The organism is Methanococcoides orientis (assembly GCF_021184045.1).
In the GTDB taxonomy this organism is placed as follows: domain Archaea; phylum Halobacteriota; class Methanosarcinia; order Methanosarcinales; family Methanosarcinaceae; genus Methanococcoides; species Methanococcoides orientis.
Window position 1 is genome coordinate 2,055,834 of record NZ_CP073710.1, and the last position, 12,656, is coordinate 2,068,489.

Annotated in this window: 11 protein-coding genes; 7 read left to right on the top strand and 4 right to left on the bottom strand. The window is 41.5% G+C overall.

Annotated elements, in window-relative coordinates; all coding sequences use genetic code 11:
• Positions 1–89: 89 nt before the first annotated feature.
• The 3 genes from J7W08_RS09995 (at position 90) to J7W08_RS10005 (ending at position 2,724) form a co-directional block, all read left to right on the top strand.
• Positions 90–935, top strand: a complete 846-nt coding sequence (locus tag J7W08_RS09995; RefSeq protein ID WP_233084325.1) for a hypothetical protein — start codon at positions 90–92, stop codon at positions 933–935.
• 195 nt (positions 936–1,130) lie between these two features.
• Positions 1,131–2,024 carry a formylmethanofuran--tetrahydromethanopterin N-formyltransferase gene (gene fhcD / locus J7W08_RS10000; protein ID WP_048196020.1) on the top strand — a complete coding sequence of 298 codons (894 nt, stop codon included), beginning with the start codon at positions 1,131–1,133 and terminating at the stop codon, positions 2,022–2,024.
• Positions 2,025–2,127: 103 nt separating this feature from the next.
• The gene (locus tag J7W08_RS10005) at positions 2,128–2,724 is read left to right on the top strand and encodes a transglutaminase-like domain-containing protein (RefSeq protein WP_233084326.1); all 597 of its coding nucleotides are present in this window, start codon (positions 2,128–2,130) and stop codon (positions 2,722–2,724) included.
• A gap of 16 nt (positions 2,725–2,740) precedes the next feature.
• On the opposite strand, the gene J7W08_RS10010 is transcribed toward J7W08_RS10005, so the two are convergent.
• The 3 genes from J7W08_RS10010 to mfnA all read right to left on the bottom strand — a co-directional run bounded on the left by J7W08_RS10010 (position 2,741) and on the right by mfnA (position 6,701).
• Positions 2,741–4,135 (bottom strand): TraB/GumN family protein, encoded by a 1,395-nt coding sequence (locus tag J7W08_RS10010; protein ID WP_233084327.1) that lies wholly within the window; start codon positions 4,133–4,135, stop codon positions 2,741–2,743.
• Positions 4,136–4,143: 8 nt separating this feature from the next.
• Entirely contained in the window at positions 4,144–5,247 is a 1,104-nt protein-coding gene (locus J7W08_RS10015; RefSeq protein ID WP_233084328.1) for a CBS domain-containing protein, read from the bottom strand.
• Between the two features lie 317 nt (positions 5,248–5,564).
• Positions 5,565–6,701 (bottom strand): tyrosine decarboxylase MfnA, encoded by a 1,137-nt coding sequence (mfnA, locus tag J7W08_RS10020; protein ID WP_233084329.1) that lies wholly within the window; start codon positions 6,699–6,701, stop codon positions 5,565–5,567.
• A gap of 918 nt (positions 6,702–7,619) precedes the next feature.
• On the opposite strand from mfnA, the gene J7W08_RS10025 reads away from it, so the two are divergent.
• A complete protein-coding gene (locus tag J7W08_RS10025; protein ID WP_233084330.1) occupies positions 7,620–8,855 on the top strand; it encodes an ORC1-type DNA replication protein in 1,236 nt (411 codons plus the stop codon).
• 91 nt (positions 8,856–8,946) lie between these two features.
• Here J7W08_RS10025 and J7W08_RS10030 read toward each other — a convergent pair whose 3' ends face one another.
• The gene (locus J7W08_RS10030; RefSeq protein ID WP_233084331.1) at positions 8,947–9,501 is read right to left on the bottom strand and encodes a signal peptidase I; all 555 of its coding nucleotides are present in this window, start codon (positions 9,499–9,501) and stop codon (positions 8,947–8,949) included.
• Positions 9,502–9,766: 265 nt separating this feature from the next.
• Here J7W08_RS10030 and J7W08_RS12280 point away from each other — a divergent pair, with 265 nt between their 5' ends.
• The 3 genes from J7W08_RS12280 to twy1 all read left to right on the top strand — a co-directional run bounded on the left by J7W08_RS12280 (position 9,767) and on the right by twy1 (position 12,575).
• Positions 9,767–10,048 (top strand): hypothetical protein, encoded by a 282-nt coding sequence (locus J7W08_RS12280; protein WP_310742490.1) that lies wholly within the window; start codon positions 9,767–9,769, stop codon positions 10,046–10,048.
• 33 nt (positions 10,049–10,081) lie between these two features.
• Positions 10,082–11,497, top strand: a complete 1,416-nt coding sequence (locus J7W08_RS10035) for a DNA-directed DNA polymerase II small subunit (RefSeq protein WP_310742523.1) — start codon at positions 10,082–10,084, stop codon at positions 11,495–11,497.
• Between the two features lie 127 nt (positions 11,498–11,624).
• Positions 11,625–12,575, top strand: a complete 951-nt coding sequence (twy1, locus tag J7W08_RS10040) for a 4-demethylwyosine synthase TYW1 (RefSeq protein WP_233084332.1) — start codon at positions 11,625–11,627, stop codon at positions 12,573–12,575.
• The last annotated feature ends 81 nt before the right edge of the window (positions 12,576–12,656 follow it).

The window sequence follows — 12,656 nt, forward strand, 5'->3', positions numbered from 1 at the left end:
TAAAAAGAGAGACACTTGATATGTAAAAAAGTCCTGTCATTGCAGCCAATCAGAATTCTTTTTCACCAGTTAATGTGTGGTGTTTATCAATGTCCGAGTTGAATATATTATCGAAATCGATGAAAGAGGATTCATTGACTATATCCAAAGTAGGTGCTTCCCTGCTTGTTTTAGCAGGAGGCATCGCAGCTGTCTACGTAGTAGTAGTCATTCTTTCCAATTTCGCCGGAATTTTTCCTGAATGGTACGATTACCAGCCCTGGTACCCACATTACCCAGGAGGTCTTGAAGGAAGATCCATGAATATAGCCCTGTTACTCTGGGCGTCCTTTTCCATAATCACGTTGGTGGGTGGATTGAAGGCGTTTTTCAGCAGGGACCCCGTATTCCCGACAATCGGAACCATAATTGCCATATTTTTGATTATTTTTGCAATAATAGTAGCAGGATCCATTACAGCAGTTCTTTGGGGATTTCTCTCATTTATTTTAGCCTTGTTTGGTGCAATTCTTGTGGGATTGGGAAGCAGGGAATTCGACACGTATCTCTCTTTCAAAATAGAATACTTGTTGCGTGGATCCCTCATCTCCATAGGTATTGCAGCTTTCTTTTTACTGTTTTATGCAGTATTGGGATTTACGGCTGCTCCCGAAGGATATCTCGCCCCGCTATCAAGGCGCCTGGCTTCCGGGTTTATGGCACTCCTGGCTTTTGGGCTCTGCCTAACAGCCGTACACTTCATCCGGAAAAGGACCCACTTAAAGCTGGTGATTTCGACCCTATTATTAGTTATACCCCTAAGTTTCATGACCGTCTTCCTGGTCTTGCTGGGGGAATGGCTGACCACGCTTTTTCTTCTGGTCTGGTTGCCTGTCATCACATCCGCAATTCTGATCGCTACATGTAAGAAAAAGTTCACCAATCATGGCTCTTAAGAATTTGGATTGATGAAGAAAAGATGGAATTTACGGATTCGGTCTGGGCGTATAAAATGAGACCATCAAATTAGAATGGAGGAAATTATGACCTGATCTGACGGGCTCATGTTGTCTATCGCTATGGACATAACATATATGTATTGTAATAGTCTTCTAATCCATACTAAATAATCAATTATATAGGTGTTTTTAATGGAACTTAACGGAGTAGAGATCGAAGATACATTTGCAGAGGCCTTTCCAATCAAAATGGCCCGTGTACTGATCACAGCCGCAACAATGCGCTGGGCAACAGTTGCAGCTCAGGAAGCAACCGGGTTTGGAACATCCGTCATTGGATGCCCTGCTGAAGCCGGCATCGAGATGTTCGTAGACGGTAGTGAGACACCAGACGGCAGACCAGGTGTTTATATCCAGATCTACACCTTCGGATACAAGTCACTTGAAGGTCAGCTCCTTGAGCGCATTGGCCAGTGTGTCCTCACAGCACCAACAACCGCAGTGTTCAACGGTTTCCCTGATGCAGAGAAACAGTTCGACACCGGAAACAAGCTCAGGTACTTCGCAGACGGAACAGAGTCCCAGACAGAGGTCGGCGACCGCAAGATGCACGTAATCCCAATGATGGAGGGTGACTTCCTTGTAGAAGATTCCATTGGTGGAATAGAAGCTATTGCAGGTGGAAACTTCTTCATCTTCGCAGACTCACAGATGAACGCTCTTACCGCAGCAGAGAATGCAGTTGATTCTATCCAGGCTGTCGAGGGTGTAGTCACACCATTCCCAGGCGGAATAGTTGCAAGCGGTTCCAAGGCAGGAGCAAACAAGTACAAGTTCCTCAAGGCAACAGCTAATGAGAAGTTCTGCCCAAGCATCAAGGACAAGGTAGAAGGTTCAGAGATCCCTGCAGATGTCAACTGTGTCTATGAGATCGTCATCAACGGTGTGGATGCAGACGCAATCAACGAGGCAATGGCAGCAGGTATCGAAGCAGCTGTAACAGTTCCAGGTGTCAAGAAGATCACCGCAGGTAACTACGGCGGAAACCTCGGACCACACAAGTTCAACCTCCACGACCTCTTATAAGGTCGTCCTTTTTTCTCTTTTCTTTTTTGGTTTCTATTAAGTTTTTTAAGATTTTTTTTACTAAACCATTACATTTAAGTCTTAGAATTTCAGAGGTGAAACCATGCAGGAATACCTACGTTCTACTGAAATAATCGACTGGGACCATCCGAAAGTCGAAAAGCTGGCAAAGGAACTTGCTTTCGGGCTGGATGATGTCGTCGAAATAACAAGGAACTGTTTTGAGTGGGTAAGGGATGAGATATATCACAGTCATGACCACTGCATGAACCCCATCACACTGAAAGCTTCGGAAGTGCTGGAAGCAGGTACTGGTTACTGTTATGCAAAAAGCCATCTTCTTGCAGCTTTACTAAGAGCAAGTTCCATTCCAACCGGGCTTTGCTACCAGCGTCTGAGCAGGGATGAAAATGGTGAACCTTTTTGTCTTCACGGATTAAATGCTGTCTACCTGCCTGAGACAGGCTGGTATCGCATCGATGCAAGAGGTAATAAGAAAAGTATTGATGCACAGTTCAACCCTCCGGAAGAGATTCTTGCATATGAAATAAAGGTTACAGGCGAAGCTGACCTCCCGGAGATATGGGCTGATCCGTTGCCTGTCATCGTTGATGTGCTGACAAAATACGATAATTATGAAGATGTCTGGGAAAATCTTCCTGACATCCCATTGATACAAAAAACATCATTCAAAAAATAATGAGCAATAGGTCACTTCAAAGACCTATCGCCGTAAGACCTGCACTGATCAAGTCTATTGGATTATGTCCTGTTACCTGGACCATAACATAAACACCAAGGAACGTACCTATGGTACTTCCAATATTGGCAAATGCAGCTACCATGATCACACGGAAGAAATTGTTTTGCTGAAGCTCTTTGAAACTTTCAAGCTTGACAACTTCCTTAAGGTCTTCAGTAGTAGGTTTCCTCTGTTTAGCTTCCATAAGTCCTGCGAACCATCCTGCAGCCATCATCGGGTTCAGGGATGTGAGCCATGCCACAAGAAAAGCAGTGATGATCGAATACGGATGTCCTTTTGCAAGGGCAGCTCCGATGGAACTTAAGATACCGTTTATGATGAACCACCAGCCAAAGGCCAGAAGCAAGAGCTCAATTGGTGTACCTGACATGATCAGCAACGCAAAGGTTGCAATTGCCAAAGCTACGATTCCAATTCCGAGAACCTTCATGAAACTGAAGCGCTTCTGGGGAAGCTCGGTAAGTGATGACATTGGAGGTATGGATTTTGGGTCCTTGAGATATTTCTCGACCCCTGTCTTATGTCCGGCACCAAGAACTGTAACTATCTTCTTGTTGCCGCCTTTGGCGATCTTGACGAGATTGCCTGCAATGTAAGCATCTCTCTCATCTATCAGAACAGCAGCAGCATTCGGAGATGCAGAACGCAGCTCATCTGTGAGCATGGTAACCATGTCCTGATTGGTGATGTTATCAATATCAATGTTTTTTGATGAACCGATCCCTAAAGCAGAAGCAACAAGGGTCACAACAATATTCAGTTTTTCAAAGAAACCCATCTTGCTCCAGAAACGCTGGAGGGTCAGCTGGATATCACGATCAACAAGCGCTATTTTTGCTCCGCTGGCTTCTGCGGCATCGATAGCAGTGATCATCTCAGCACCCGGCTGGACACCCATTTCATCTCCGATCTTTTTCTGCACATAGGCAAGCAACAGATGTACAAGGAAATAGTAGATCTTCCCACCGCTTAGAATATCCTTGATGGGTATCTCTGAGTCCTTGACTTCACCTTTCAGTGAATCATATCTGCTTTTACAAAGCTCTACAGCCACTATATCAGGTTTCTCGCGTTCAATAGTGTCTTTTACCTCATTGACACTCTTCTCCGAAACATGTGCGGTTCCCACGATGATGATCTGGGAAGGCTGGGGAGCAGCCTGAAGACCATCCGGTTGCTTTACCATGGGAGCAAGAGAAGGCGTCTGTGAAAAAGTTGCATCGCCATGGCCTGAATAGGTCGAACCCGATACCGTATCGTAATTATAATTAGAAGCAGCTTTCTGAGAATCCGTGATGATCTGATCATCTGATTTCTCTTCTGCTGTTTTGTAGGTCATACTGTCCATTTTCTACATCACTCGTTCAATAACATCATTGTATGCATCAGGTCGGTCCTGGAAAGAATACCAGACACAGAACCATTTTCATCGACCACCAATACCCTGCCGATGTTGTTAGAGACCATCAGCTTAAAAGCATCTGCGGCAGTCGCCTCTTTTGGTATCGTTACAATATCTTTTGTCATAACATCGGACACCAATACACTGTAACGGTCCAGAGGCATTACCTTGCGTACATCTGTAAATGTAATGATACCTTTTAAAGTGTTGTGTTCTATCACAGGATATCCCATGTGCTTTTTTTCGAACATGAACTGGGTCAGCTCATCGATCGTCAATGACGGCTCTACCGAAACAATGTCCTTTGTCATAACTTCACTGACAGGTACTTTCTCAAGGGTCACTGTAACAGCTGTGGAACGGTCCTCACCTGATGCTCCCATGTAAACAAAGACAGCAATGAGAATAAGCCAGGGATTCCAGGGATTTGATAAAAGACCCAGCATTCCCAGCAGGAATGCAAACATCTTACCGACACCTGCTGCTGCATGAGTTGCCTGTATGTAGGGCATCTTCCTTGCAAACCATGCACGAAGTATGCGTCCACCGTCCATAGGAAAAGCAGGGAGCAGGTTGAACATACCAAGGACAATGTTGATGGAACCTAACATCTGTACCAGCCTGAATATGACCGAATCCGCAAACGAAGCAACAGCACCGGCTGCCGCAAAATTGAGCAGTAGCAACGAACCTCCGATAATAAAACTGACCAAAGGTCCTGCAAAAGCCATCTTTGCCTCCTGGCCCGGGTCCCTCGGAATCTCTTCCATGGAAGAAACACCACCTATCAGGAACAAAGTTATATCTGTGATCTTAACACCGTACTTCTTCGCAAGGTAAGAATGTCCCAGTTCATGAAGCAGAACACAACCAAAGAGAAGTATAGTTGTCAAAAAAGATAAAGCGTATCCCAATGCTGCCGGCACTACATCATTGAAGCCATAGGGTGCCGGATTCATGGCAAAAATAATTGCAAAGAATGGAAGAACTAAAAGAAATGTTATGTGTATCTTAATAGGGATACCGATAATTGTTCCAATTTTGAAAGAATTTGCCATAGATATAAATTTTAGCTTTATTGTATTTAGCATTATCTGGTAAACACTTTTAGTGGTTTCATTTAAGCTAATCTAGTCACAATTTAGCATGATTTTAAAAAATAATACTTTCACCCCGCTTGGCTTAAGAGTATATATACTCACGTCATAGGTAGTATTAGTCACGGATTCGATGGACACACGCCTTTACAAGTTTCAAGGCTAGGTGCCATCGAACCATCCCCTCAATCCGTGCATTTTTAAAACTTAGATCGAAGTTAGAACAAAAATCAATAGAATGAACTGAAAAACTGATCAAAAATAAAAAGATCTGTTCATCAGATCAGTTTTTCAAGATCATTCAGGAAAAGTTCGATCGCACTATTATTAATATGAGGCATGATCACCAGACGCAGAGCTCGGGGGTTTCGTGTTATTGAAACATGCCAGCCGAATTCATCAAGTAATCTCTTTCTTATATTATCAGCATCTGGAACCTGTAGAGCTACAACATTCATGACAGGATCAATGACAGGTTCGATTCCAAGTGCTTTACCACCTTCAACAATTTTCTCTGTTTGTTCCATGCATTGATCTATCACCTTCCTGTAACCTTCTCTTCCAAGATGCTTCATAACAGCATATGTTGAAGCTACTGCTGCACCACTTCTGGTACCTGTGAGAGAATATTGTTTATTGATGCTCAAATAAGGAGTGTGTATCTCAAGATCATTCAAATATTCAGTTTCACGGAACAGCAATCCGCCTGAAGGAATGGTGCTCAATCCCATCTTATGAGGATCAATTGTCATTGAAGTTACACCTTCAACTTCAAAATCATAATGATAATCCAGATCCATAAATGGAAGCACAAAACCACCAAATGCAGCATCAACATGCAAAAAAAGACTTTTCTCAAGAGCGATCTCTGAGAGATGTTCAATAGGATCTATCTGACCAAATTCTGTTGTTCCGGCTATACCAACAAGACCTATTGTATTCTCATCGACAAGTGACTTCACTGATCCGAGATCAACTTTCAGAAAATGATCAAGTGAAGCTTTCCTTATTTCTATTCCTGAAAGGTCTGCAACCTTGTCAAAAGAAAAATGTGCAGATTCCGGCATTACAACATTTGGTTTTTTAATATCACGACGGGAATTAACCATGGATCTTATTGCCTGTATATTAGATTCGGTTCCACCAGTTGTCAAATAACCACATTCTTCAGGATTATTGTTATGGTGTAAAAGAGAACCGAACATTTTGAGCACTTCTTTTTCCAGATTATAAGTTCCAGGGAAAAGACCAGGATCTCCCATATTAGCTTCAATGAATTGTGTATGTGCTAAAACTGCAATTTCATGTGGATAAGTACACATAGAACTTAGAACACGATCATAACTAGTATCTGCTGATTTCGCGTTTTTTAAAATCGAGAGTATCTCATCTCTGCCTATTCCGGTTTCTTCCATGAATTCTCGTCTAATACAACATGTAACCTGCTTAAAACTATTTTGTTCAAAATGAGACATTATTGATGATGCATTCTTTTACACTTCTTTGGTAAGATGTAAAAATTAAAAATATTATTTCAAAAAAGGAAGTTTCAAATTTGAAATGAATTCCATTTTGAGAAAACTCAACATTTTTAAAGGTTTTAATTTTTGAATATTTGTAATTCTAAATTTGTTTAAATGCAAACTTCATTTTACTTGCCTTTTTACTATATTATATCTCTATACTTTTTTATTTTTAACTTTTTTTGTTTTTTTTTGTAGCAAGGGGGTCACCCCATCATTTCGACTGGAATATTTTAGTTAATTTTCGTAATTTTATCTTTTTCTTGAGAAACCTTTATTACCTATTACTCTTATATTTGGAGCACCCTGTTTTTTTAACATAATAAAAAATATGTTCTCTTATTTTTTTTCTGCACTCCAGTCGAAATCATAGGGTCACCCCTCTTTATATAATTTCCAAACGAAATAGAGGGGTCTATTTCCAAATGAAAGCTTCTAAAATAGAATCTATATAAACTGAAATTTAATTTTAAATATAAGTTTAGTCATTAGAACCTGTTTCTTTTATTATTAACCTTAATTTATTTAAAGCTGGAATGGAAATAGAGGGGTTATAACCATAAGGGTTAATAAGGTACACTTCCATTGGATCGTGTGGAAAATTGAAGGTTTCATATGTTGAATATTCATGTAGCATTCTCTTTGCTTATGAATCATTCAAATGTGAATTTGTAGCATTTCATAAATTATCATAATTAATCAGTAAAGGTTTTAGATCAATTAGCATGACGTTTCTCATTCCAGAGCAGCATTTTGTATTTGATCTATTTCCTATCCAATCTTATCACACTAATATATGGAAGGTTAAAAATGGAGAACAAATCATTAGATGGATTATTTGAGGACTTATTACAAAATGAATCTCTTTTTAAGAACAAAGAAGTTTTAAGACCTTCATATACACCAGCATCCCTTCCTCACAGAACTGAACAGGTCAACACTCTTGCTACCATTCTTGTTTCAGCGCTTAGGGGAGATACACCATCAAATATTCTTATCTATGGAAAAACCGGTACTGGTAAAACAGCTGTTGCTCGTTATGTTGGTATTGAGCTTGAAAGAAAAAGTGACGATATCAGTATTGATTGTTCAGTCCTGTATCTAAACTGTGAGGTCATTGATACCCAGTACAGGCTCCTTGCAAATCTTGCCAAGCATTTTGGTGAAGACATCCCTATGACCGGCTGGCCTACTGATCAGGTGTTCACAAAGTTCAAAGAAGCTATTGATTCAAAAAAGCAGGTTATCATAATTATTCTTGATGAGATCGATAAACTTGTCAAGAAAGGTGATGATGTTTTGTACAATCTTTCTCGTATCAATACTGACCTTAAAAATGCAAAGGTCAGTATGATCGGTATTTCAAATGACCTGAAATTTACGGAATTCCTTGATCCAAGGGTAAAAAGTTCCCTTGGAGAAGAAGAGATCATCTTCCCTCCTTATGATGCTGAACAGATCAGTGATATCCTGAGGCAAAGAGCATCCATTGCATACAAAGAAGAGGTGCTTGATGAAATGGTAATTCCTCTGTGTTCTGCCTTTGCAGCCCAGGAACATGGTGATGCAAGGCGTGCACTTGACCTTCTGAGAGTTGCCGGCGAACTTGCTGAGCGTGAGAACGAAACAAATGTTGGTGAAGTTCACGTTAGAATGGCTCAGGAAAAGATCGAGATCGATCGTATCGTTGAAGTTGTCAGGACTTTACCCACACAGTCAAAGTTAGCTCTCTATAGTGTCATGCTTTTGAGGAATAACGGACACAGGAACGTCACTACAGGTGAAGTGTACAACGTTTATCGTCAGTTATGCGTGAGTGTTGATATGGATATCCTGACACAGCGAAGGGTCACTGACCTTATCTCAGAATTAGATATGCTGGGTATTCTTAATGCAGTGGTTGTAAGCAAGGGACGCTATGGAAGAACAAAAGAGATCGTTCTGAGCGTACCTATCGAAAGCACACGCCGTGTCCTGCTTGAGGATTACAGACTGGGAATGCTTGCAGGTTTCAAACCGGTGATAACAGCACAGATGCATCTTTGATGCATCAAACAGTTTTTGTTAAAAAGAGAAAAAAAAGGAAAATGAGATCACATTTGTCAAAGGTATTAACAATATATCAACAACAGGAAGATCATGAAAGCAAAAGCCTGAGATGGCCTGCATATGGTATCCTGTATCTCGCAATTCCAATGACCCATTCTTCCTTTACAGGTTGAAGATAACTTATCTGACCTTGCTGGTCATAGTACATGTTTGTCCTTTCGTTATCACCTTTAGTGATGTAACCACTATGTGGTGCAATTGGACCGCCTTCCCACATACTGTCCCCGGCTTCAACAAAGTACATGGCCCTGTGTATGATCGGGGTGACACCTTCCTGTCCGTAAGGGCGGTAAAGTATAACGTCACCTTCTTTTTCGAAGGATATGTAATTTGGAGCAGCATCCTGATTGGTTATTATCTGTGTCCTCTCTATGTTTTCAATGAAAATTATATCCCCGATCTTCATATGAGGTTCCATACTTCCGGATTCAACAGCAACCATAGGTGTCCACATCCCAAATAACGCCTGGGAAATGACTGCAAATGCCAGAACGGCCAAAATAACAGAAACAATGTCCCTTGAGAGGGATATCCAGAATTTATCACTCGTTCTGAATGTATGGAATGAGGCTTTTATGTCCATATTATCTTTGAAACAATAGAAGCTGATTAGTTAAAAAATTTGGTATTGAAGCATCCAGTACGTAGCTTATTTATTTTATAGGAATGCTTTTGTTTGATACAAGAGTTTGACACATTAATTAGCAACTTAGTTCCTAAAGATTAAATTGTCAAAGACTAAGATCTATTCAAAAACAAATCAGAAGTCAAATTGTTTGTCATTATAAGAATTGAATGTAATTTTTGCAGTAAACTGCTAAATTCCACTGGTAATTTCAGGTCCAACAATGAAAGAGATCAATGTTCAAGAAGCTTTTTTAGAAGCCGGGTATCAGATCAGCCCTGAAGCTGTAAAGCTGATAGTATCTCACAGTTTACCAAAGGACCTGGTTTGCTACATTCTTGAACATATCGATGAGTCGGTTTTTGTTATTGAGACCGAACACATTGACCTTTCATCCTTTGAATCTGAATATCCGAGCAGCGTGAAAGATGACTCAGGAACGATTTCAGATGTTGCTTCAAAGGTTGGTTCAGATGTTAGTTCACAGGTCTCACAGAATTCGTAGGTCATTTCGGGAGAAACACCTTCCCATCCGGAGATATCACCTTCATTTGCTACATCTGAAACTGTATCTAAAGTTACATGTGAAGTATCTTCATCCAATGCTTCTCCCTCAAAAAAATATTCTTCTTCATTTCCATCCGGTTATGGAAGTAAGGGATTACCAGATGCCGGTCTTAATTTAAATTCTAATGCTAATGGCAGTAACATCAATATCATGTCTGATATCACGGACATGTCGACCTGTGTTGGCGAATATATGGAATTCGTCCAGTATTTCAGGAACAGGTATAGTAAGCTTAGTGATATGATCCGTGGAAGGATAACTGCCAGACCAATTGAGAGCCTTAATAAGAACCGCAAGCAGGGAAGTGGCTTAAAGCGGAGTGGAGGCGGTGATTACAGTGAAGTTTCTATTATTGGAATGGTATCCGAGGTAAGGAGTACTGCAAATGGGCATAAGATGTTGCAGCTGGAAGATCCCACAGGTTCTTTTCTGGTGCTTGTGCATCAGGCGGAGAAAGATCTTTTTGAAGAGGCCAGTAAGATAATTCTGGATGAGGTTATCGGTATCACAGGTTCCCTGACCAATGATGGCAGTCTGATCGTAGCAAAGAAGATAATCCTCCCGGACCTTCCGAACATTTCACACAGGAGGGAAGGTACCTGGGGTAAAGCGGTGTTCACATCTGATGTCCATATCGGAAGCTCGACCTTCCTTGAAGAAGAATGGTGTGGCTTCCTTGATTTTCTTAACGGGAAGTGTGATAATGACCAAATGAAAGAGCTTTCCAAAGATATCCGATACCTTGTGATAGCAGGCGATCTGGTTGATGGGATCGGAATTTTCCCTGGGCAGGAACATGAGCTGGATATTCTTGACATCTATGATCAGTATGCAAAGGCTGCTGAATACTTCAGTCAGGTACCGGAACACATCCAGATAATAATATCACCCGGAAACCACGATGCGGTCCGTCAGGCAGAACCCCAGCCCCGTTTTCCGGAGCGTATAACCTCCCTTTTTGAGGACAGGATAACTTTTGTGGGAAATCCTGCATTGGTTGATCTTGATGGTGTCCGGGTACTGATGTATCATGGACGCTCCATTGACGATCTTGTTGCATCGGTCCCGGGAGTTTCATATCAGGAGCCTGAAAAGGCCATGATAGAGATGTTAAAGCGCAGGCATCTTTCCCCTATATATGGAAGCAGGGTTTCCATTGCACCGGAGAAACAGGACCATTTTGTAATTGACCAGATACCCGATATTCTCCATTGTGGTCATGTGCATACCATAGGTATTGGAAGATACAAGAATGTCCTTGCGATAAATTCCGGTACATGGCAGTCACAAACAGAGTTCCAGAAGAGAGTAAATTTAATGCCAACACCTGCACAGGTTCCTATCGTGGATCTTTCCACTCTCAGGACAACCCTTCTGCACTTCTGAAACCTGTAGACCTATGGTATTGATAGAATTTATGAAAGTTTATCTTTTTCCTGTTCCATGTTAAAAGGTGACACTTCTTTTCCAATTCCGATCACTATATATAGTGCAACAGGAAAGTATGCACCAGATGTCCTCGAAAGATAAGGAAGAACTTATAACAATTCCTGAAATACCTGACTTTGAGGCCTTGCTGAAAAAGCAGGGATATAGCCTTGCAGGTACTCATTCTGCTGTAAAGACATGCCTCTGGCTTGGTCGTTCTATGAAAGGAGAAGGTGAGTGTTATAAGTCCAGGTTCTATGGTATTACTTCACATTGTTGTCTGCAGATGACACCTACTTTGAGGTGCAATCAACGCTGTCTCTTTTGCTGGAGGCCTACAGAAGCGGAGGTATCCTTCCCGAAAGATTGGGATTCTCCAGTGGAAATTGTGGGGTCATCAATCAAAGCACAGCGAAAATTGATATCCGGATTTGGTGGTTCAGCACCAAGGGAACGGTGGGAGGAAGCAAACCAGCCCAAACACGTTGCTATATCACTTTCAGGGGAGCCAACCTTGTATCCGCATCTGCCTGAACTTGTGGAAGAGTACGAGAAACAGGGCTTTACCACTTTTATTGTAAGTAACGGTACTGTCCCTGATATGATGGAGAGGATCGAACCTTCCCAGTTATACATGAGCCTTGATGCTCCTGACAGGGAAACATATGAAAAGGTCTGCAATCCGAAATCTCCTGAACTATGGGACAATATCAACAGGTCCCTGGAAATACTTGGAAAGAAGAATAACCGCAAAGCAATACGCATAACCCTTGTAAAGGGTATGAATATGATCGATCCGGCAGGTTATGCACGTCTTATTGAGATAGCGGATCCGGATTTCGTTGAGGTCAAGGCATATATGCACCTTGGTTTTTCCAGAAGCCGTCTTCCTCGTGAAGCGATGCCTTCACATGAGGAGGTTGTCAGCTTTGCAAAAGAACTTGCCGAGCATCTTGGATATGCCATTGCAGATGAAGTGGAAGTAAGCCGCATAGCTCTGCTTTCGAAGGATGGTAAAGTCACCTATCTTGACTGAGGCCGGGTATCAGATTCCTTGGCATTTATCATCTCAGTCACAATCTATATTTATATCCTTGTTTACATAGGATACATCCAT